General features: G+C 74.2%; 20 protein-coding genes. 3 read left to right on the top strand and 17 right to left on the bottom strand.

Features of this window, described 5'->3' with window-relative positions:
* The 6 genes from kdpB to ACGFI1_RS06395 form a co-directional block, all read right to left on the bottom strand.
* Positions 1-2,124, bottom strand: coding sequence for a potassium-transporting ATPase subunit KdpB (gene kdpB / locus ACGFI1_RS06420; protein WP_392783665.1), 2,124 nt, complete (start codon positions 2,122-2,124; stop codon positions 1-3).
* Entirely contained in the window at positions 2,121-3,785 is a 1,665-nt protein-coding gene (kdpA, locus tag ACGFI1_RS06415) for a potassium-transporting ATPase subunit KdpA (RefSeq protein ID WP_392783662.1), read from the bottom strand. The genes kdpB and kdpA overlap by 4 nt, the downstream gene beginning before the upstream one ends.
* Complete coding sequence (locus ACGFI1_RS06410; RefSeq protein WP_138636037.1) at positions 3,786-3,875, bottom strand: potassium-transporting ATPase subunit F; 90 nt, start codon at positions 3,873-3,875, stop codon at positions 3,786-3,788.
* Positions 3,876-4,109: 234 nt separating this feature from the next.
* Positions 4,110-5,306, bottom strand: a complete 1,197-nt coding sequence (locus ACGFI1_RS06405) for an RNA polymerase sigma factor (RefSeq protein WP_392783659.1) — start codon at positions 5,304-5,306, stop codon at positions 4,110-4,112.
* A 10-nt stretch (positions 5,307-5,316) separates the two neighbouring features.
* Positions 5,317-5,655, bottom strand: a complete 339-nt coding sequence (locus tag ACGFI1_RS06400) for a YciI family protein (RefSeq protein ID WP_386876835.1) — start codon at positions 5,653-5,655, stop codon at positions 5,317-5,319.
* Between the two features lie 13 nt (positions 5,656-5,668).
* Entirely contained in the window at positions 5,669-6,067 is a 399-nt protein-coding gene (locus tag ACGFI1_RS06395) for a VOC family protein (protein WP_392783655.1), read from the bottom strand.
* Between the two features lie 135 nt (positions 6,068-6,202).
* On the opposite strand from ACGFI1_RS06395, the gene ACGFI1_RS06390 reads away from it, so the two are divergent.
* Positions 6,203-6,604, top strand: a complete 402-nt coding sequence (locus ACGFI1_RS06390; RefSeq protein ID WP_392783652.1) for a YchJ family protein — start codon at positions 6,203-6,205, stop codon at positions 6,602-6,604.
* On the opposite strand, the gene ACGFI1_RS06385 is transcribed toward ACGFI1_RS06390, so the two are convergent.
* From ACGFI1_RS06385 to ACGFI1_RS06375, 3 genes are read right to left on the bottom strand one after another with little or no spacing between them, the layout of a single operon-like run.
* Positions 6,601-7,008, bottom strand: coding sequence for a cupin domain-containing protein (locus ACGFI1_RS06385; protein ID WP_138636043.1), 408 nt, complete (start codon positions 7,006-7,008; stop codon positions 6,601-6,603). The genes ACGFI1_RS06390 and ACGFI1_RS06385 overlap by 4 nt on opposite strands.
* On the bottom strand, positions 7,009-7,830 hold the full coding sequence (locus ACGFI1_RS06380; RefSeq protein ID WP_138636044.1) for a phosphoenolpyruvate hydrolase family protein: 822 nt from the start codon (positions 7,828-7,830) through the stop codon (positions 7,009-7,011). It lies immediately after the preceding gene.
* Positions 7,827-9,026, bottom strand: a complete 1,200-nt coding sequence (locus ACGFI1_RS06375; protein WP_392783648.1) for a Tm-1-like ATP-binding domain-containing protein — start codon at positions 9,024-9,026, stop codon at positions 7,827-7,829. The genes ACGFI1_RS06380 and ACGFI1_RS06375 overlap by 4 nt, the downstream gene beginning before the upstream one ends.
* Before the next feature lie 123 nt (positions 9,027-9,149).
* Here ACGFI1_RS06375 and ACGFI1_RS06370 point away from each other — a divergent pair, with 123 nt between their 5' ends.
* The gene (locus ACGFI1_RS06370) at positions 9,150-9,893 is read left to right on the top strand and encodes a GntR family transcriptional regulator (RefSeq protein WP_392783646.1); all 744 of its coding nucleotides are present in this window, start codon (positions 9,150-9,152) and stop codon (positions 9,891-9,893) included.
* 1 nt (position 9,894) lies between these two features.
* On the opposite strand, the gene ACGFI1_RS06365 is transcribed toward ACGFI1_RS06370, so the two are convergent.
* The 4 genes from ACGFI1_RS06365 to ACGFI1_RS06350 are packed head-to-tail and all read right to left on the bottom strand — an operon-like array spanning position 9,895 to position 17,366.
* A complete protein-coding gene (locus ACGFI1_RS06365; RefSeq protein ID WP_138636047.1) occupies positions 9,895-10,590 on the bottom strand; it encodes an ABC transporter ATP-binding protein in 696 nt (231 codons plus the stop codon).
* On the bottom strand, positions 10,583-11,500 hold the full coding sequence (locus ACGFI1_RS06360) for an ABC transporter ATP-binding protein (RefSeq protein WP_386875500.1): 918 nt from the start codon (positions 11,498-11,500) through the stop codon (positions 10,583-10,585). The genes ACGFI1_RS06365 and ACGFI1_RS06360 overlap by 8 nt, the downstream gene beginning before the upstream one ends.
* The gene (locus ACGFI1_RS06355; protein WP_392783643.1) at positions 11,500-14,064 is read right to left on the bottom strand and encodes an FtsX-like permease family protein; all 2,565 of its coding nucleotides are present in this window, start codon (positions 14,062-14,064) and stop codon (positions 11,500-11,502) included. Before ACGFI1_RS06355 ends, ACGFI1_RS06360 begins: the two co-directional genes overlap by 1 nt.
* On the bottom strand, positions 14,061-17,366 hold the full coding sequence (locus tag ACGFI1_RS06350; protein ID WP_392783640.1) for an ABC transporter permease: 3,306 nt from the start codon (positions 17,364-17,366) through the stop codon (positions 14,061-14,063). Before ACGFI1_RS06350 ends, ACGFI1_RS06355 begins: the two co-directional genes overlap by 4 nt.
* Before the next feature lie 250 nt (positions 17,367-17,616).
* Here ACGFI1_RS06350 and ACGFI1_RS06345 point away from each other — a divergent pair, with 250 nt between their 5' ends.
* The gene (locus ACGFI1_RS06345; RefSeq protein ID WP_392783638.1) at positions 17,617-18,177 is read left to right on the top strand and encodes a dihydrofolate reductase family protein; all 561 of its coding nucleotides are present in this window, start codon (positions 17,617-17,619) and stop codon (positions 18,175-18,177) included.
* Positions 18,178-18,191: 14 nt separating this feature from the next.
* On the opposite strand, the gene ACGFI1_RS06340 is transcribed toward ACGFI1_RS06345, so the two are convergent.
* The 4 genes from ACGFI1_RS06340 to ACGFI1_RS06325 form a co-directional block, all read right to left on the bottom strand.
* Positions 18,192-18,428, bottom strand: coding sequence for a hypothetical protein (locus ACGFI1_RS06340; RefSeq protein ID WP_392783635.1), 237 nt, complete (start codon positions 18,426-18,428; stop codon positions 18,192-18,194).
* Complete coding sequence (locus ACGFI1_RS06335) at positions 18,425-19,069, bottom strand: hypothetical protein (RefSeq protein WP_392783632.1); 645 nt, start codon at positions 19,067-19,069, stop codon at positions 18,425-18,427. The genes ACGFI1_RS06340 and ACGFI1_RS06335 overlap by 4 nt, the downstream gene beginning before the upstream one ends.
* A 159-nt stretch (positions 19,070-19,228) precedes the next feature.
* Entirely contained in the window at positions 19,229-20,128 is a 900-nt protein-coding gene (locus tag ACGFI1_RS06330) for a helix-turn-helix domain-containing protein (RefSeq protein WP_392783629.1), read from the bottom strand.
* On the bottom strand, positions 20,125-20,949 hold the full coding sequence (locus tag ACGFI1_RS06325) for an SAM-dependent methyltransferase (protein WP_386875488.1): 825 nt from the start codon (positions 20,947-20,949) through the stop codon (positions 20,125-20,127). The genes ACGFI1_RS06330 and ACGFI1_RS06325 overlap by 4 nt, the downstream gene beginning before the upstream one ends.
* Between the last annotated feature and the right edge of the window lie 154 nt (positions 20,950-21,103).

Here is a 21,103-nt window from a genome sequence, read left to right as displayed (position 1 = left end):
TCACGACACCCCCGGAAGGAACTGGACGAACAGGTCGATGATCTTGATGCCGACGAACGGGGCGACGAGCCCGCCGAGCCCGTACACACGCAGGTTGCGGGACAGCAGCCGGGACGCGCCGCCGGGCCGGTACGGCACCCCGCGCAGCGCGAGCGGGATCAGCGCGACGATGATCAGCGCGTTGAACACGACCGCGGACAGGATCGCCGACTCCGGGCTGTGCAGCCGCATGACGTTCAGCGCGTCCAGCCCCGGATACAGGCCCGCGAACAGCGCCGGGATGATCGCGAAGTACTTGGCGATGTCGTTGGCGATGGAGAACGTGGTCAGCGCGCCGCGCGTGATGAGCAGCTGCTTGCCGATCTCGACGATCTCGATGAGCTTGGTCGGGTCGGAGTCGAGGTCGACCATGTTGCCCGCCTCCTTGGCGGCGGACGTGCCGGTGTTCATCGCCACCCCGACGTCGGCCTGCGCGAGGGCGGGCGCGTCGTTGGTGCCGTCCCCGGTCATCGCGACGAGCCGGCCGCCGGCCTGCTCCCGCTTGATCAGGGCGAGCTTGTCCTCGGGGCGGGCCTCGGCGAGGAAGTCGTCCACCCCGGCCTCGTCGGCGATGGCCCTGGCGGTCAGCGGGTTGTCGCCCGTGATCATCACCGTGCGGATGCCCATCCGGCGCATCTCGTCGAACCGCTCCCGCATGCCCTCCTTCACGACGTCCTTGAGGTGGACGACGCCGAGGACGCGGGCCGCGCCGCCCGTCCGCTCCCCCACCACGAGCGGGGTGCCGCCGGACGCGGAGATGCCGTCCACGATCGAGGCCAGGTCGGACGGGACGGCGCCGCCGTTCTCGCGCACCCACTCGGCCACCGCCCCGGCGGCGCCCTTGCGCAGGTGCCGCTCGGGCGCGCCGTCGAGGTCGACGCCGCTCATCCGGGTCTGCGCGCTGAACGGCACCCAGGTGGCGTGGCTCAGCTCGCCGGGCGTGCGCTCGCGCAGGCCGTAGCGCTGCTTGGCGAACACGACGACCGAGCGGCCCTCGGGCGTCTCGTCGGCCAGGCTGGACAGCTGCGCGGCGTCGGCCAGCGCGTCCTCCCCCACCCCGGCGACGGGGACGAAGGCCGCGGCCTGCCGGTTGCCGAGCGTGATCGTCCCGGTCTTGTCGAGCAGCAGCGTGCCGACGTCGCCCGCCGCCTCGACCGCGCGGCCGCTCATCGCGAGGACGTTGCGCTGGACGAGCCGGTCCATGCCGGCGATGCCGATCGCCGACAGCAGCGCCCCGATCGTCGTCGGGATCAGGCAGACCAGCAGCGACACCAGCACGATGCCGGTCACGCCGTGCCCACCGAGGGCGGGGCCGTCGGGGACGCCCGGATTGACGTCCTTGGCGTAGATCGCCATCGGCTGGAGCGTCGCGACCGCCAGCAGGAACACGATGGTGAGCGCGGCGAGCAGGATGTTGAGCGCGATCTCGTTCGGCGTCTTCTGCCGGCTCGCGCCCTCCACCAAGGCGATCATCCGGTCCACGAACGACCGGCCGGGCTCCTGGGTGATCTCCACGACGATCCGGTCCGACAGCACCCGCGTCCCGCCGGTCACCGCGGACCGGTCGCCGCCGGACTCGCGGATCACCGGCGCGGACTCGCCGGTGATCGCCGACTCGTCCACGCTGGCGATGCCCTCGACGACGTCGCCGTCCCCGGGGATGATCTCCCCGGCCTCGACGACCACCCGGTCACCGCGGCGCAGCTCGGGCGCCGGGACCCGCTCCTCGGCCGTGCCGGCGAGGCGGCGCGCGACCACGTCGGTCTTGGCCTTGCGCAGCGAGTCGGCCTGCGCCTTGCCGCGCCCCTCCGCCACCGCCTCCGCGAGGTTCGCGAAGAGCACGGTCAGCCAGAGCCAGGCGACGATCAGCCAGCCGAACACGCTCGGGTCGAGGACGGCGAGGACGGTCGTCCACACGGCACCGACCTCGACGATGAACATGACGGGGTTGCGCCACAGCGTGCGCGGGTCGAGCTTGCGGAACGCGTCCGGAAGCGACCTGGCCAGCTGTGCCGGGTCGAGCAGCCCGCCGGGCCCACGCTCGGCCGGCCGCGCGGGCGCGGGTTCGATGGTCTGCGTCGTCATGAGCCGATCCCTTCGGCGAGCGGGCCGAGCGCGAGCGCGGGCAGGAAGGTCAGCGCGACCAGGACGACGGTGACGCCGACGACCATCCCGACGAACTGCGGGCGGTGGGTCGGCAGCGTCCCGGCCGACTCGGGCACGGCGCCCTGCCGTGCCAGCGACCCGGCCAGCGCGAGGACGAACACGATCGGCAGGAACCGGCCGAACGCCATGCACAGGCCGAGCGCGGTGTCGTAGAAGACGGTGTTCACGGTCAGCCCGGCGAAGGCGGACCCGTTGTTGTTGGACGCCGACGTGAACGCGTACAGCACCTCGCTGAAGCCGTGCGGGCCGCCGTTGAGCATGCCCGCGCGGCCCTCCGGGAGCGCGATGGCGACCGCCGTCCCGGCCAGCACGAGGGCGGGCGTCGTCAGGAAGTACAGGGCCGCGAACGTGATCTCGCGGCGGCCGATCTTCTTGCCGAGGTACTCGGGGGTGCGGCCGACCATGAGCCCGGCGACGAACACGGTGACGACGGCGAGGATCAGCATCCCGTACAGGCCGGAGCCGACGCCGCCGGGCGCGACCTCGCCCAGCATCATGTTGATCATCGTCATCATGCCGCCGAGGCTCGTGTAGGAGTCGTGGAAGGAGTCGACGGCGCCGGTCGAGGTCAGCGTGGTCGCGCCCGCGAACGTCGCGGAGTTCGCGACGCCGAACCGCGTCTCCACGCCCTCCATCGCCGCCCCGGCGGCGGTCGGCACCGTGCCGTGGTGCGCGAGCTGGAAGGCGTTGACGAGCGAGACGCTGATGAGCGCGATCGTGCCCATCACGGCGAGGATCGCGTAGCCCTGCCGGTTCTGCCCGACGAGGCGGCCGAACGTCCGGCACAGCGCGATCGGGATCAGCAGGATGAGGAAGATCTCCAGCCAGTTCGTCCAGGCGGCCGCGTTCTCGAACGGGTGCGCGGAGTTGGCGTTGTAGAAGCCGCCGCCGTTGGTGCCGAGGAGCTTGATGACCTCCTGGCTCGCGACCGGCCCGCCCGGGATCAGCTGCCGCGCCCCGGTGATCGTGTCGGCGGCGTGGCCGCCGCCGAAGTTCTGCACCAGCCCGCCCGCGATCAGGAGCACGGCGCCGGCGAAGGCGATGGGCAGCAGGACGCGCAGGCAGGTGCGGGTCAGGTCGACCCAGAAGTTGCCGAGCCGGTCGGTCTTCTTCCGCGCGAACCCGCGGATCAGCGCGACCGCGACGGACATGCCGACGGCGGCGGACACGAAGTTCTGCACCGCGAGGCCCGCCATCTGCACCAGGTGGCCCATCGTCGCCTCACCGGAGTACGACTGCCAGTTGGTGTTGGTGACGAAGCTGACCGCGGTGTTCCACGCCTGGTCCGGCTTGACCGGCCCGAACCCGAGGCTGAGCAGCAGGTGGTTCTGCAGGCGCTGCAGCCCGTACAGGAAGAGGATTCCCGCCACGGAGAAGGCGAGGACGCTCCGGGCGTAGGCGCCCCAGGTCTGCTCGGCGTCCGGGTCGGCGCCCACGAGCCGGTAGGCGGCCCGTTCGGCCCGGCCGTGCTCCGGACGGCTGTAAACGCGGTACATGTAATCGCCGAGCGGCCGGTAGACCACGGCCAAGGCGATTACCAGGGACCCGAGGAAAAGGATCCCCGCGAGGGTCGTGTCCATTCAGAATCGCTCCGGGAACAGCAGCGCCGCGACCAGGAAAAGGATCAGTACCGCCGCGAGCCCGAGCCCGACGGCGTTCTCCGCGGTCACAGCTTCTCCACGCCCTTCACCAGCAGGCCGAGCAGGGCGAACACCGCCACGGTCAGCAGCACGAAGACGACGTCTTGCACGATCGGTGCCCCCATCGAATTCCCGGCGCGCGTTTCGGCCGGACGAATCCGACCATAGGGACGAATTTCCACCCGGCCGCCGTTCGCTACGCGATATTGACACCGCCGACGCCGATCCTGACGCCGCCCTGACGCGCCCAGCGCCGCCGTGGGTTCAGGACCAGGTGAGGCGGTCGGCGAGCAGGGCCTGCTGAGCGGGATTCGCGGTGAGCGCGAGGGCGCGGCGGTCGGCCGTGTGGGCGTCGCGCTGGCGGCCGACGTCGCGCAGGAGTTCGGCGCGGGTCGCGTGGTACAGGTGGTGGCCGTCCAGCGCCTTGGCGAGCGGGTCAAGCTCGGCCAGCGCGGCCTCGGAGCCCTGGACGTAGCGGAGCGCGATGGCGCGGTGGAGCCGGACCACCGGGGACCGCGTCATGCCCAGCAGCATGTCGTACAGGACGAGGATCTGCGTCCAGTCGGTGTCGTCCCAGGTGGGAGCCTCCGCATGGCACGCGACGATCGCCGCCTGCACCTGGTACGGGCCGGGGCGGCGCATCGCGGCGGCCCGTCCGATCAGCCGGGTCGCCTCCTTGACCGCGTCGTGGTCCCATTTCGTCCGGTCCTGGTCGCGCAGCAGGACGAGGTGCCCGGCGGCGTCGAAGCGGGCGGGCGTCCGGGCCTGGTGCAGCCTGATCAGGGCGAGCAGGCCGAGCACCTCCGGCCGGCGCGGCATCAGCCAGGCGAGGCTCTCGGCGAGCCACTGCGCGTCGTCCGCGAGGTCGCGGGCGTGCGGGCGGTCGCCGCCGCTCGTCAGATACCCCTCGTTGAACAGCAGGTACACGACGGCGAGGACCTGGTCGAGGCGCTCGTCCAGCTCGCCGTCCGGCGGGATCCGGTACGGGATGCGCGCGTCGGTGATCTTGCGCTTGGCGCGGGTGATGCGCTGCGCGACCGTCGTCTCCGGGACGAGGAACGCGGCGGCGATCTGCCCGGTCGTCAGCCCGCACACCGTGCGCAGGGTGAGCGCGACCTGCGCGGGCACCGGCAGCGCGGGGTGGCAGCAGGTGAACACGAGCTTGAGCCGGTCGTCGGGCTCGCCGGGCACCGGCCACTGGAGCCGGGCCAGCTTCTCCCGGTAGTTGGCCTGGCGGCGCAGCAGGTCGATGCCGCGGCGGCGGGCCGTGGTGAGCAGCCACGCGTCCGGGTGCTCGGGGATGCCCTCGGCGGGCCAGCGCTTCAGCGCGGTCTCCAGGGCGTCCTGCATGACGTCCTCGGCGGCGGAGAAGTCGCCGAGGGTCCGGATGAGGGACGCCGTGAGCCGGCCCGCGTGCTCGCGCAGCACGCGGGTCAGCTCGGCGTTCACCCCCTCGGTCACGCGGCGCCCGTCAGGTGAGCGGGCGGACCTCGACGATGGGGCAGGCGGGCCAGGACCGGGCGATGGCGAGGGCCTCGTCCAGATCGGCGACCTCCACCTCGGCGTAGCCGCTGACGACCTCCTTGCCCTCGACGAACGGGCCGTCGGTGAGGATCGGCTCGGGGCCGTCCAGGCGCATGGTGGTGGCGGTGTGCGCGGGCTGCAGGTGCCCGTGGTGGGTGATCTGCGCCGCGTGCCGCGCGAACCACTGGGCGACCTGCTCGTAGGACGCCTGGCGCTCGTCCTCGCTCATCGCGGCGAGCTCCGCGGCGAACTCCTCGGTCTCGACGAACATCAGCACGTACTTCATGTCGGTCTCCCCCTCAGCTCGCGGGCAGCGGCGCGTACAGGTCGATGCCGTTGCCGTCGGGGTCGAGGACGGTCGCGTAGCGCATGCCCCAGAACGCGTCCCACGGCTCCTTGGCTCCGGTGTACCCCGCTTCGGTCAGCTCGGTGTACTTGGCGTCGACGTCCGCCGGGGACCCGGCCTGGAAGGCGAGGAAGGTGCGCGGGCCGCCGGACGGCTTCGTCCAGCCGTCGACGGTCGGCCCGCGGAACTCCTCGGCGTCCAGCATCAGGTGCAGCCCGCCGGGCAGGTCGCAGCCGGCGTGGCCGGGGTAGGCGGCGTCGGTCTTGAACTCGACGCCGAGCCGGCGGTAGAAGGCGATGGCGGCGTCCATGTCGGCCACCACGATGTCGATCGTGTTCATCGTCAGGTCCATGACACGCTCCTTCGGGACGCCCCGGAGTCCGGGGCGGTCGGTTGCTGTCACCCCCTAGACGATCGGCGGACGTCCCGATCAGACATCCCCCGCGAAGAATCATGGTTCCGCGAGCATGCCTCCTCGCAGGGCAGAATGCGGGCTGTGGCCAAGAAATGTCCGTGCGGTGTCGGCGCCCGGTATCGGGACTGCTGCGGCCGGTTGCACCGGGGTGAGGGGTCGGCGGAGACGGCCGGGGAGCTGATGCGGTCGCGGTTCAGCGCGTTCGCCGTCGAGGACGAGGCGTACCTGCTGCGCACGTGGCACCCGGCGACCCGCCCGGAGCGCGTCGGCTTCGAGGGCGGCACCCGCTGGACGGGGCTCGACATCGTCCGGGAGGAGGACGGCGGCCCGGCGGACGAGAAGGGCGTCGTCGAGTTCCGCGCCCGCTACCTGGCGGACGGGCGGCCCGGCGAGATGCACGAGGTCAGCCGGTTCGTCCGCCGGGACGGCGACTGGGTCTACGTCCGCGGCAAGATCATCGAGCCGGGCGGCTAGGCCCGGTTCCACTCCGGGACGGCGCCGGGGTCGTGGCGGCAGAAGTCGGGGGCGCCTTCGAGGGCCTTCTCCTCGCCGCCCGGCGTGTACGTCACGATGAGGCGCAGCGGCCGCCACGTCGTGTTGTACGTGGAGTGCCAGACGCCCTTCGGGATGTGGACGGCGTCGCCCTCGCGGATCGGGAAGGGCTCGCCGTCGTCCACCATCTGCGTCGCCTCGCCGGAGATCACGTAGATGACCTCCTCGGCGCCGGGGTGGTTGTGCCGCGCGTGCCCCTTGCCGGGGTTGACGATCACCTCGCCCAGCGTGCTGCCCGCGCCCTCCACGCTCGACGGGGTGACGAACCACTTGATGGACCCCCAGTCGAACGACATCGTCGCCACGTCATCGGGACCGACTCGCATTCACAGCTCCAGGTTCTTGAAGGCGGCGACCTGCTCGGTGATCGCCCGCTCGGTCGGCAGGCGCTCGACGGAGGACGCGCCGAAGAAGCCGACGACGCCCTCCGTGTGGGACAGGACGTAGGCGGCGTCCTCGGGTTCGGCGATGGGGCCGCCGTGGCAGAGGACGACGATGTCGGGGCGGACGGCGAACGCGGCGTCCCGCATGGCCTGCACCCGCTCGACCGCCTCGTCCAGCGTCAGCGCGGTGCCCGCGCCGATGCTGCCCTTGGTGGTGAGCCCGACGTGCGGGACGAGGACGTCCGCGCCGGCCTCCGCCATGGCGCGCGCCTGGTCCTCGTCGAAGACGTACGGGGCGGTGACGAGGCCGCGCTCGTGCGCGAGCCGCACCATCTCGACCTCCAGGGCGTACCCCATGCCGGTCTCTTCGAGGTTCTGCCGGAACACCCCGTCGTAGAGGCCCACCGTGGGGAAGTTCTGGACGCCCGCGAACCCCATCGCCTTCAACTGGTCGAGGAAGACCGGCATCAGCCGGAACGGGTCGGTGCCGCACACCCCGGCCAGGACGGGCGTGCTCTTGACGACCGGCAGCACCTCCGACGCCATCTCCACCACGATCTGGTTGGCGTCCCCGTAGGGCAGCAGCCCGGCCAGCGAGCCCCGCCCGGCCATCCGGTACCGGCCCGAGTTGTAGATGATGATCAGGTCGACGCCGCCGGCCTCCGCGCACTTGGCGGACAGCCCGGTGCCCGCCCCCGCGCCGATGATCGGCTTGCCCTCCGCGGTGGCGTTCCGCAGCCGGAACAGGACCGTGTCGCGGTTCACCGCGCCCCCTCCGTGATCAGCTTGTGCAGCCGGTCGGCCATCGCGCGGCCGAACGCCGGGTCGTTGATGTTCATGTCGAGCCTCTCGGTCTCCACGGTGCCCTCCAGGGCCGCGAAGCACGCCTCGTCCGCCTCCGGATCGTGGAAGGGCATCCCCGGCGCGTCCAGCGCCGACACGCCCTGGAGGGGCAGGAAGAGCACGGTCGGGCCGGTGGCCGCCGCGAGCTTCCCCGCGACCCGCCGCCCGAGTTCGGCCATCTCGTCCCGGGTCGTCCGCATCAGCGTCACGGTCGGGTTGTGGACGTAGAGGTTGCGGTCCTGGAAGCGCTCCGGGACCGTCGCGAGCGGGCCGAAGTTGACCATGTCGAGCGCGCCGGGCGCCACGACCTGCGGGACGCCGGTCTTGCCCGCCGCCGTGAGCCGGTCGGGCCCGGCCGACAGGACGCCGCCGACGAGGTCGTCGGCGAGTTCGGTCGTGGTGAGGTCCAGGACGCCGGCCAGGAGCCCGCTCTCGGCGAGCCCTTCGAGGGCCTGCCCGCCGGCGCCGGTCGCGTGGAAGACGAGCACCTCGTAGCCCAGCTCGTCCAGCCGCTCGCGCGCCGCCTCGACGGCCGGCGTGGTGACGCCGAACATCGAGGCCCCGACCAGCGGCCGGTCGTCCATGACCGGGGCGGGCGCTGCGTACGCCTTCGCCATCCCGGCCGCCGCTGCCGCCGCGTTCCCGAGGACGAGCCGCGACACCCGGTTCACGCCCGCGATGTCGACGACGCTGTACATCATCGCCACGTCCTTGGCCCCGACGTAGGGCGCGACGTCCCCGGCCGCCATCGTGGACACGATCAGCTTGGGCACGCCGATGGGCAGGTCGCGGACGGCCCGCGCCGCGATCGACGACCCGCCGCTGCCGCCGACGGCGAGCACGGCGTCGACCCGGTCCAGCTCGGCGAGGACGGCCGCGGCGCCCTCGCCCATCACGGTGACGGCGGCTCCGCGGTCCCCGGCGTCGCGCAGCACCTGGAGGGACGCGCCCCCGGCCCGCGCGACCTCGTCGGCCGGGACGTCGGCCTCCGTCTGCGGCGGCCCGACCCCCGCGTCCACGAGGACCACGTCGCAGCCGAGCCGGCGCAGCCGCTCGCGCAGCCACGCGTACTCGTCCCCCTTGGTGTCGAGCGTCCCCACCAGAACCACGGTCGCCATGAACGATCACTTCCCGCCCGATCGCCCACCCAACCGGCGCAACGTCCGGGCAACGGATCGGCTGCGATCATTCCGGCAGGAACACCCACAAAACGATCATCCACGTCGCCAGCCGGAGTGACCGTGACCAGACCCGCATACCTCCGCATCGCCGATGACCTGCGCCGGCAGATCGCCGACGGCCGCCTGGTCCCCGGCGACCGGGTCCCCTCCCGGTACAAGCTCGCGGGCGAGCACGGCGTCTCCGACCGGGTGGCGGTCGAGGCCGTCCGGCTGCTGGTGTCCGAGGGCTACGTGGTGTCCCGCTCGGGCAGCGGCACGTACGTGCGGCGGCGCCCGCAGGTGCGGCGCCTCACCAGCGCCTGGTATCGCGCCAACGGCCGGGCGGGCTCCCCGTTCCGCGCGGACATGGAGGCGCAGGGCCACGAGGGGACGTGGCTGTCGGGCTCGGAGACGGACAAGGCGTCGCCGGACGTCGCCGAACGCCTCCGCATCCCGGTGGGAGAGCCCGTGATGGTGACGCGCTACACCTTCTTCGCCGGCGACCAGCCCGTCATGCTGTCCACGTCCTGGGAGCCGCTCGACCTGACCTGGGGCACACCGGTGATGTTGCCGGAGGAGGGGCCGCAGGCCGGGGCGGGCGTGGTCGCGCGGATGCGGGCCATCGGCCGGGACGTGGCTCAGGCCACCGAGGTCGTCACGGCGCGGCCCGTCCTCGCGGACGAGGCCGAGCGGCTCCGCGCGCCGAGGGGGTCCGTCGTGATGGTGATCCGGCGCACCTACACCGGGGACCGGCCCGTCGAGACCGCCGACATCGTGGTCCCAGCCGACCGCTACGAGCTCTCCTACACGGTGCCCGTCGAGTGACTCAGCCCGCCGGGACGGTCGCCTCGGTGATCACGCCGTCCTCCAGGCTCAGCACCCGGTCGGCCTCGGAGAGCAGCCCCTGGTCGTGCGTGGCGACCAGGACCGTGACGCCCTCGCTGGCCACCACCGCGCGCAGCAGCGGCATGATCGCGGCGGCCGTCTCGGAGTCGAGCTGGCCGGTCGGCTCGTCGGCCAGCAGCAGCCGCGGGCGGTTGGCGAGGGCCCGCGCGATCGCGACGCGCTGCCGCTGCCCGCCGGACAGCTCGTAGGGTCGCTGGGCGGCGTGGTCCCCGAGCCCGACGAGGGCGAGCAGGACGCGGACGCGCTCGTCGCGCTCCTTCGGGTCCGTCCGGACGAGCCGCAGCGGCACCTCGACGTTCTCGGCGGCCGACAGCACCGGGATCAGCCCGTGCGACTGGAAGACGTAGCCGATGTGGTCGCGGCGCAGCGCCAGCAGGTCGTTCTCGGGGAGGGCGCCGACGTCGCGGCCGTCGACGCGGACGGTGCCGCCGTCCGGGGTGTCGAGGCCGCCGATCAGGTTGAGCAGCGTCGTCTTGCCGGAGCCGGACCGGCCCTTGATCGCGACGAGCTGCCCCGCGTCGACGCTGAACGACGCGCCGCGCAGCGCCGGGACCTCGATCTTGCCGGTGCGGTAGACGCGGGTCAGGTCCTCGACGGCCACCATCGGGTCACTCATGCGGTTCCTCCCGGTCCGGCCAGACGCCGACGTGGTCGCTCTCCAGCGCGAGGCGGACGCGGTCGCGCATGTCGAGGGACTCGGTGAACGCGGCGGGCAGCTGGACGCGCCCGGCGCGGTCGAGCAGGGCGTACTCCTCGGCGGTGCCGCCGCCGCGGCGGACCTCGACACTGGTGCGGCCGTCGCGGATCCCGACGGTCCGGTCGACGCGCTCGGACACCTGCGCGTCGTGGGTGACGACGACGGTGGTGGTGCCGAGCTCCTCGTTGACGCGGCGCAGCGCGGCGAACACCCCGGCGGCGGTGGCGGTGTCGAGCTCGCCGGTGGGCTCGTCGGCGAGCACGACCTTGGGCTCGTTGGCGACGGCGACGGCGATCGCGATGCGCTGCTGCTGGCCGCCGGACAGCTCGGCGGGGCGCCGGTTCGCGCAGTCGCCGACGTCCAGCATGCCGAGCAGCTCGGCGGCGCGGGTGGCGCGCTCGCGCCGGGACCGCCCGGCGAACCGCATGGGCAGCTCGACGTTCTGCACGGCGGTCAGGTACGGCAGGAGGTTGCGGGACGTCTGCTGCCAGATGAACCCGACCTGCTCGCGGCGGAACCGGAGCCGCTCCTTGGACGCCATCGTGAGCAGGTCGGACCCGGCGACGCGGGCGACGCCCGCGGTCGGCACGTCCAGCCCGGACAGGATGTTCAGCAGCGTCGACTTCCCGGAGCCGGACGCGCCGACGATGGCGACCAGCTCGCCGGGGTCCACCAGCAGGTCGAGGCCCTGGAGCGCGACGACCTCGATGCCGTCCGTCTTGTAGATGCGGACCAGGTTGTCGCAGACGATGTGGGCGCCCTCGCCGTAGACGGGCCCGCGTTCGGCTGCGCGGCGTTCCAGTTCCGCGAGGTCGGGTGCGTTGGTCATCAGTCCCCCGTTCTCAGGACGGTGCCGGGGCGGGCGTCGAAGAGCCGGTCGACGGCGACGGCCGCGGCGGCGGCGAGCAGCAGCGCGCCGACGAGGCCGAGCAGCGCGGCGAGGCCGGGCGTGTGGGCGGTGACGGCGAACCCGCCGGTGTAGGGGCGCAGGTCGACGACCGGCCCGGTGATCTCCGGCAGCAGCAGGCCGAGCACCCAGCCGGCGCCGACCGCGCAGAGCAGCACGGGCGCGATCTCGACGAGCGCGAGGCCGCGGCTCTGCCTCCGGCTGAGGCCGAGGGCGCGCAGGTGGGCGACGGTGCGGCCGCGGGCGCGCGCGCCGACGACGAGGACGAGCAGCACCGCGAGCAGGCCGTACGCGCCGCCGATGAGCGCCCCGTCGCGGAACGTCTCGTGGACGACCGTCACCAGCGGCGTGTCGGTCATGGCCTTCTGGACGTCCCGGCGCATCCGCACGTCCCCGCCGGGGGCGGCGGCGCGCAGGGCCTTCGCGTCCACGTTCCCGGTGACGAACACCTGGGACGGGAAGCCCGTCTCGCCGGCGATCAGCTTGTACGGGACGACGACGAACGCGGTGCCGGTCCCCTGCCCGGGGAACCGCTCGACCTGCCCGGCGGGCTTGACGTCGATCGAGGTCATCCCGGGGCGGCCCAGCGTCACCGGGCCGTTCCCGAGGGTGCGGGCGGCGAGCGGCGACAGGTAGGCGCCCGTCCCGGACGGCAGGCCGGGGACGCCGGGTGCGAGCTTGCGGTAGGCGTCGAGGTCCACGCCGACCAGTGTCAGCGGCGCCGGGTCGGAGGCGCTGGTGACGCCGGTGATGATCCGGGCCGGGACCGCGCCCGTCACGCCGGGCAGGGCGCGGATGCGGGCGAGTGCCGCCTCGTCCACCGGCCCGGCCTCGATCCGCGCGTCGCCGCCGGTGTCCGACCAGGACGCGCGCACCTGCCCGTCCCGCAGGGCGGTGTCGACGGTGGCGGTGAAGCCGGCGACGGTCGCGGCCAGCAGCAGGACGGCGAGCGGCAGCGCCCCCACGAGGCTCTGCCGGGACGCGCGGGCCACGCCGAGGAACGCGACCGCGCCGCTGCGCCGCCGCAGGAACGGCCCGGCGGCGCGCAGCAGGTACGGGTAGCCGCGCAGGACGAGCACGCCGAGCGCCGCGCCGAGCAGCACCGGGACGGCGGCGACGAGCGGGTCGGTCCCGGCGGACGCGCCGCGCCGCCGCAGCAGCACCACGCCGATCACGGCGAGCGCGACCAGCAGCACGTCCAGGACGAGCCGCCGCGCGGACGGCCGCACGGACACCAGGTCGTCGCGGCGGTCGGCGACGGAGCCGAGGCCGCCGCCCCGCTCCCGCCACACCGAGGCGGCGGAGACGAGCAGCACGGCGGCCACCAGCGCGGTGACCGCGTAGGCGGACACGGGCTGCGGCGGGCCGGCGTCCAGCAGCCGTCCCGCGAGGTAGCCGAGCAGGGCGGCGGGGACGGCGGCGAGCGCGGTGAGCCCGACGGCGGGGCCGGCGAGCTGCCGCAGCGACGCGCCGCGCGCCCGCATCGTGCCGAGCACCGGCCGGAGCCGGTCGCCGAGCAGCCCGGCCGCGAGCAGCAGCGCCCCGGCGGCGACGGCGGCGAGCCCGCCGAGCGCGAGGCCGAGCACGGACCGGGCGGTGTGCAGGCGTCCGGCGAACTCGTTCAGCCGGTCGTCGAGCGCGGTGATGACGTCGCAGGAGAAGAACGCGGCGCGGCCCCGGACGGCGGACCGGAGCGCGTCGAGGTCGGCGGCCAGGGTGCTCGCGTCGTCCGCGCCGACGGCGCCGACGCGGATCGGGAAGCGCCAGGTGAAGGTGAACTGCGTGGCGCCCCCGCGCGCGAGCCGCGAGTACGCGCCGGCGTCGATCAGCGCGGTGCCCGCGTCGCCCTGGATCCCGTCGCCGCCGAGGCTCTCCTTGACCGGGTGCAGCATGCGGGTGCGGGGCGACCAGAACGGGTCGGCGGCGTTCACCGGTTCGTACAGACCGGTGATCCGGACGGTGATGCCGCCCAGGGCCATCCGGTCGCCGGTCTTGTAGCCGAGCTGGTCGGCGTACTTCTTGGCGACCATGACCCGGATGTCGCCGCTCGTCTCGGTCGCCGGGTTGATCGCGGGCGTGCCCGCCACGAGGCGGACGCGGCTCAGCGCGCCGAGGTCCCAGCCCAGGTAGAGCAGGCGCGGGGCGTCGAACTTCCCTTCGACGGACATCCGCTCGGCGGTGGCGGACGCCTCCGGCTCGCCCGCGACGGCGCGCAGCGAGGCCGGCAGCATCTGCTGCCAGGTGACGTTGTTGGCCTCCAGCGCGGCCCGGCTCGGCACCGCCGCCCACGCCTCGTTGCCGCGCGCCTTGCCCTGGATCAGGATGTCGGCGTCGGCGCCGGCGGCGGCCGCGGCGGCGCGGTCGTAGCCGGCGGCGGTGCGGGCCGGGACGGCGACCGCGAGCAGCGCCGTCAGCAGCGACAGCACGGCCAGCGCGGTGAGCGGCGCCCACTGCGCCCGCGCCAGCCGCAGGGCGGTGCTCCTCATCGGTCCTCCCCCACGCGCAGGCCGGCGCCGACGTCGCGGCGGCGCAGCATGCGGATCACCGGTGGCAGCACGAGGCCGAGCACCGCCGCGACCCCGGCGAGCATGGCCAGCAGGATCGGCCACTGCACGACGAGCTCGGCGGGCGGGTACGGCTCCGCGGCCTGCACGCCGAGCACGATGTGCGGGACGACGAGCCGCGCCACGACGAGGCCCAGCACCGTCCCGCCGAGCAGGCCGAGCGCGACCAGGTACGCCTGCTCGATGGCGAGCATCCCGGCGACCTGCCGGGGCGGGACGCCGAGGGCGCGCAGCACCGCGAACTCGCGGGTCCGCTCGCCCGCGGTCACCGCGGCGTTCACCGCGAACGCGATGACCGCGAAGGCCAGCGACGCGCCGAAGCCGAGCACGAGCGCCCCCTGCAGGGCCGCGCCGAGCGGGGCGTCCCGGAGTTCGGCGCGCGTCCGGACGCGGTCGCCGGCGACCTCGCCCCAGGAGGGGTGCTCGGCGAGCGCCGCCGCGGCCGGGGCGGTGCGCCCGCCGCGCACCGCGGCCCACCATTCGCCGGGTTCGATGCTCCCGCTGATGAAGCCGCCCGCGGCGAGCCGGCTCTGGGTGAGCGTCGGCAGGTCCACGAGGACGCCGGGGGCGCCGGCCGGCACGGTCGGCAGCGCGGGGGCGATCCCCGCGACCTTGACCGGCTGGTCGCCGTCCACGGTGCTGAGGGTGATGGTCCCGCCGACGCCGACCTTGGCGCGCGCGGCGGCCTCCTCGGTGACGACGCCCGGCACGGCCGGCAGGAGGTCGGCGTTCCGCGGGTCGTGGGCGGGCGGCGAGGGCGTGCCGAGCACCCCGTGGACCACCGTGCCCGTCTCGGATCCGAGGACCTCGCTCGCCCTCTCGTGCAGGAGCGGCGACATGGGGATCACGAGGCCCACCAGGGCGCCCCGCGCGCCGGTGGCGTGCGGCTTGAGCGGGTCGACCAGGTTGGGCTGCTCGGCGAACACGTCCCAGCGGCTTCCGGCGGGCGCCTCGGCCTTGCCGGTCCCTTCGCCGCGCACGTCCAGCAGCCGGAGGTCGAGGGGGCCGGTGAGGGCGTTGTCGTCGTAGGCGAAGTGGACGCCCCGGACCGACAGGGGGTAGGAGAGCACGCCGTCCGGCCCGGCCATCTGCGCCGTGTCGAGGGCGAGGGTGTGCACGTCGCCGTCCGCGTCGAACGGGGGCAGGTCGAACCGGCGGGCCAGCCCGGCCCCGTCCATGACGGTCACCGCGATCTTGTGGTCCGGGCCGGGCGGCGGCGCGTAGTCCTCGGGCATCGGGGGCACCCGCCCGGCGTGGCCGAGCCGCACGTCGAACAGCAGCCGCTTCGGCCGGCCCGGGACGGTCAGCGCGGGCGCGGGCGGCCTGGCCTTCGCCAGCTCGTCCAGGCGCAGGTCGTCGCGCAGGCCGGGCTGGACGCGCAGCAGCGGGCCGAGCGCCTTCGCGTCGGCGCCGAGCAGGGTCGCCGGGTCGTTGCCGAGGTCGGCGTCCGCGCGCAGCACCGGCACCGTCCCGGTGACGCCGGGCAGCGCCGCGAACCGCCCGCCCTGCCCGAGCGCCGCCGGGCCGCCGGCCTGGGCGGTGCGGGCGAACCGCAGGTCGGCGCCGCTCTGGAAGTCGGCCTGGTCGGTCTGCGACGCGCGCCAGGTCGCCATCGTCGTCACCGACAGCACCCCGACGGCCATCGCCATCACCAGCAGCAGGACCGGGCCCGCGTAGCGGAGCTGGCGGCGCCCGACCTGCCGGGTGCCGAGCACGGGCACCAGCCCGCGCGCCCGGGTCGCGACGCGCTCGGCGGCGCGGGACGCCACGGGCACGACGCGCAGCAGCAGCACCCCGCCGGCGAGCAGCGCCAGCGCGGGGCCGGACACGATGAAGGGGTCGATGCCGGACGCGCCGTCCCCGGTGTCGCCCGCGCCGTCCGCCCCGTACCGGGTGAGCTGCCAGATCGCGAGGCCGGCGACGAGCAGCAGCGCGAGGTCGACGCCGGAGCCGCGCAGGCCGCCGCGTCCCTGCCGGCCGATCCCGGCCTGCGCCTCGACGAACGTGCGGTTGGCGCCGCGCAGCGTCGGGATCGTCAGGACGACCGCGCAGGCCAGCGCGGTCAGCACCGACACGGCCCACAGCGGCGCGAGCGGTCCGGCGTCCAGCCGCAGCCCCGCGGACCGCAGCGCCGGGGCGTGCCCGGCGAGCCGCAGCAGCGGACCGGCGAGCAGCGGGCCGAGCACGGCGCCGGGCAGCACGATCAGCAGCCCCTCGGCGATGCCGAGCCGGGCGAGCTGCCGCATGCCCATGCCGCGGGTGCGCAGCAGCGCCACCTCGCCGCGCCGGTGGTCGGCCAGCAGCCGGGCGACCAGCAGCCACGCGCACCCGGCCAGCAGCACCAGCTGGATCACCGGGATCAGCATCGTGGACCGTGCCACCTGGACGGCGCCGCGCAGCTGCGAGGTCAGCTCGGGGAGCTCGGTGACGACGGTGAACTGCTCGCCGCCGCCGATGTCCTCGAAGGTGCCGGCGGCGCGCGTCACCCGGTCGCCGAGCGGGCCGAGGTCCCCGGCGGCGACGCCGCGCAGGTCGGGCATGACGGTGAAGCGGGCGTCGGCCCCGGTGCCGGTGAAGCGCTCCGCGAACACCTCGGGCGGCACGACGAACGGCCCGTACGTCGTGTAGTCGAGGCGTTCGGCGCCGGTCGTGACGAGCCGGTCGCCCTGCCAGAAGTAGTGCTGCGGGTCGGGGACGTCGAACAGCCCGACCAGCCGGACCCGCACGACGGACTTCTTGTCGACGCGGCCGTGCAGGGTGAGGACGTCGTTCACGCGGGCGCCGATCGCGCGGGCTGCGGCGCCGGGCAGCACCGCCTCGACCTCACCGGACGTCGCGGCGGCGGGCCAGCGGCCCGCGGTGAGCCGCGCGTGCTTCTCGATGCCGGTGTAGGTCCCGAACGCGGTCAGCTCGGGGTGGTCGCTCTTCTCCTGCCCGGGCAGCGTGTAGGAGTCGCTGCGCACGCTCATCGAGACGGTGAGCGGCACGTCCCGGTAGATCTGCTCGAGCCCTCGGGAGACCTCGTCCTGCACGGTGGGGAGGCCGTTCGCGGGGACGTGGGTGCCGAGCGTCGCCCCCACCGTGGCGAAGGTGGCGTCGGCGAGCGTGCGCCGCAGCCCCTCGCGGGTCACCGACCCGGTGTAGCCGACCAGCGCGGCGAGCACGGTCGTGGCGAACAGGGCCGTCGCGCACGCGGCCAGGACCAGCATGCGATCGCCGGCCATCCGCCTGAGTACCAGCCCCCGTCGCCCCACAGCCGCTCATGATCAAGTGTTTGTGGCACGGACCACAAGGGGCCGCAACCTTTCCGTGACTTTCCGCAATGCTGTTGCAATATACGACAAATCACCCAACGTTCCGCCAGGTGGGACGGCGTAATGATCCGGTAAACGACGTGCGCGGCGGCGGTGCCATGCGGGACAAGAGCAGGCGAGAGGCAGGCGCGGCACCGGTCGGATCCCCTGGAGGACGAGCATGCGCAAGATCATCAACTCGACGTACGTGTCGCTCGACGGCGTCGTCGAGAAGCCGCAGCACTGGACGCCGGCCTACTTCGGGGACGAGGCCGCCGCCTACGCGCGGGAGCTGCTGTTCTCCTGCGGCGCCCTGCTCATGGGCCGCCGGACGTTCGACGGCTTCTCCCAGGCGTGGCCGGCGATGGAGCAGGCGACCGGCGACTTCGGCGTCCGGATGAACACCCTCCCCCACTACGTCGTGTCCGACTCGCTGAAGAAACCGGGCTGGGGCGACACGACGGCGATCCCCCGGGCGGAGGCCGTCGCCGAGATCACCGGGCTCAAGGAGCGCGACGGCCAGGACATCCTCCAGTACGGATTCGGCCCGGTGACCCGGACGCTCATCCGCAACGGCCTGCTGGACGAGCTGCGCCTGTGGATCCACCCCGTCTTCGCCGGCCCCGCCGACCCGGAGCACCTGATCACCCGCTCCGGTTTCAAGGCCGCGTTCGAGCCGGCCGGCATCAGGACGTTCAAGACCGGCGTCGTCATCGCGACCTACGTCCCCGTCCGGCAGTAGCGGCCGGCGACCGCCTACCGGTCCTCCCCCATGCGCAGGTCGGCGGCGAGGTCACGGCGGCGCAGCGCACCGATCATGACCCGCAGCACGAGCCCGAGCACCGCCGCCACCCCGGCGGTCATCACCAGCAGGGCCGGCCACGGGAACACCGCCTCGACGGGCGGATACGGACGGGCGGCGCGCACGCCGAGCACGATGTGCGGGACGGCGGACTCGCGCGACCGCTCCCCGGCCGTCACCGCCGCGTTCACCGCGAACGCGATGGCGCGAGGGCGGCGGGGTCCGCTCCGGTCACGGCGAGCCGCCGCTCGGTCAGCGTGGGCAGGTCCACCAGGGCGCCCGCCGTGCCGCCGGGCACGCTCGGCAGCGCCGGGGCGACGCCCACCACCGTGATCGGCTGCTCGCCGTCGGCGGTGGACACGGTGACGGTGCCGCCGACGCCCGCGTCCGCGCGCCGGGCCAGCTCGCTCGTGACGACGCCGGGGACGGCGGGCAGCAGGTCGGCGTTCTCCGACGGGTGGCCCGGCGGCGGCCCGGCCCCGGCGGCCATCGCGTGGACGGACACCCGGGGCACGGGCACGGCGTCCCCTTGGTAGGTCCGCTGGTACGGGGTCGCCGGGATGCTCAGCCGCAGCAGGCCGCCCTCCACCGCCAGGGCGGCGGGCGCGACCCTCGTCCGGTCCCGCACGCCGGGGAGGCCGTCCGCGGGGACGTGCACGCCGATCGTCGTCCCCGCCGACTCGAACGTCGCGGCCACGAGCGTGCGGCGCAGCCCCTCGCCGGTCACCGATCCGACGTAGCCGGTCAGCGCCGCGAGGACGGTCGTGGCGAACAGCGCGGTCGCGCACGCGGCCAGCACCAGCGTCCGGTCGCCGGCCATCCGGCTGAGCACGAGCCCGCGTCCCCCCACCCTGGTCGCCGTGCGCACCGAGGCGGGCCTCGCCTTCGCCGGCACCTGGGCCCACCGCACGTCCGACGTCCTGCTCGCGGGCCCGGAGCCGGGCGTCCGCGAGCGTATCGCCGCTGTCAGGGGATAAGGAGGTCGCGGATGTCAGGGGATGAGGAGGTCGCGGAGGATCTGCGGGGTGCGGGACGGCGGTTCGGCCTGGACGCCGATCCGGTCGAGGACGTCGCGGTAGCGGGCGATGTCGGCGGCGCGGTCGGGGTACAGGGCGCCGGTGAGCTGCTCCAGGTAGACGACGTCGGGCAGTTCGGGCTCGGCGAACCGCAGCAGCGTCACCGGGCCGCTCTCGGCCGCGTGGCCGCCCGTGGTGAACGGCAGGATCTGCACGGTGATGTTCGGCCGCTCCGCCATCGCGATCAGGTGCTCGATCTGCGCGCGCATCGTCCGGGGGCCGCCGACGACGCGGCGCAGCACCGCCTCGTCCAGGACGGCCCACAGCTTCAGCGGGTCGGGGCGCTCGAACACGCGGCGGCGCGCCATCCGCAGCTCGACCCGGCGCTCGACCTCCTCCTTGGAGGCGTCCGGGTGGCGGGCGGCGAGCAGGGCGCGGGCGTAGCCGGGGGTCTGCAGCAGCTCCGGGACGTCCTGGACCTCGTACACGCGGGCGACCAGGGCGCCCTGCTCCAGCCCGAGGTAGGGCTCGTACCAGCCGGGCACCACGTCGCCGTACGCGTGCCACCAGCCGGGGGTGCTGGCGTGCGCGGCCAGTTCCAGCAGCGTGTCGCGGACGCCGGGGTCGGTCACACCGTAAAGGGTCAGGAGGTCGGCGATGTCGCGCTCCTTGAAGCCGACCCGGCCGAGCTCCATCCGGCTGATCTTGGAATGCGAGCCGCGGATCTCGTACCCGGCGTCCTCGGTGGAGATCCCGGCCGCCTCGCGGAAGCGGCGCAGCTGCGCGCCGACCACCATGCGCAGCACGGTGGGCCCGGCGGCCCGCAGGTCCGGCGCGGTGCGCAGCGGCTCGTCCGGGCGGGGGCGGGCGGTCATGATCTCTTCACGCCCACGGCGCAGAACTCGTCCACCTCGTCCGGCTCGCCGAACGGGCCGGCCTCGGCGCGCCACCGCGACACCGGCACGACCCCCGGCTCCAGGATCTCCACGTCCTCGAAGAAGCCGGCGATCAGCTCGGGGGTGCGCAGGTGGTAGGGGGCGTCGCTGGCCTGGTTCCACATCTCGATGGCGCTCCGGAACGCCTCGCCGGTGACGACGTCCGTGCCGTCGGCGATCACCAGGTGGCTGCCGGGCGGAAGCGCTCCCACCAGGTGCCGGACGACCGCGCGCGCCTCGTCGTAGTCGGCGACGTGCCCGAGGATGTTCAGCAGCATCAGCCCGACGGGTTCGCCGAGGTCGAGGGTGCGGCCGGCCTCGGCGAGGATGCGGGCGGGGTCGCGCAGGTCGGCGTCGACGTAGCTGGTGGCGCCCTCCGGCCTGCTGGTCAGCAGCGCGCGGGCGTGCGAGAGGACGAGCGGGTCGCTGTCGACGTAGACGATGCGGGACTCGGGCGCGACGCGCTGCGCGACCTCGTGGGTGTTGTCGACGGTGGGCAGGCCGGTGCCGATGTCGAGGAACTGCCGGATGCCGACGGTGCCCGCCAGGTAGCGGACGGCGCGGGAGAGGAAGGCCCGCGAGTGCCGGGCGATGTCCACGATCTGCGGGTAGGCGGCGACGAACTGGTCGCCGGCGGCCCTGTCGACGGGGTAGTTGTCCTTGCCGCCGAGCCAGTAGTTCCAGATGCGCGCGGACTGCGGCACCGTGTCGTCGATGTCGGGCTCCGGTCGCGGACCGGTATCCGGTGCCGAATCTCCCACGGAACTCCTCCTCGACAGGAAAGAAAACTACCTACGGAGAGAAGTTACTCGACGCCGGGCCGCTTGCCCACCGGTCCCGAACCGCCCGTTTTGTCGTGATCTGCGGGAATATCTGGCGGCCAGGTCGTCCCGCTGGCGGGCTGACCTGGCACGA

Source organism: Actinomadura geliboluensis, assembly GCF_043197915.1.
Classification (GTDB): Bacteria; Actinomycetota; Actinomycetes; order Streptosporangiales; family Streptosporangiaceae; genus Spirillospora; species Spirillospora geliboluensis.
This window is presented reverse-complemented; position numbering and strand designations above follow the sequence as displayed.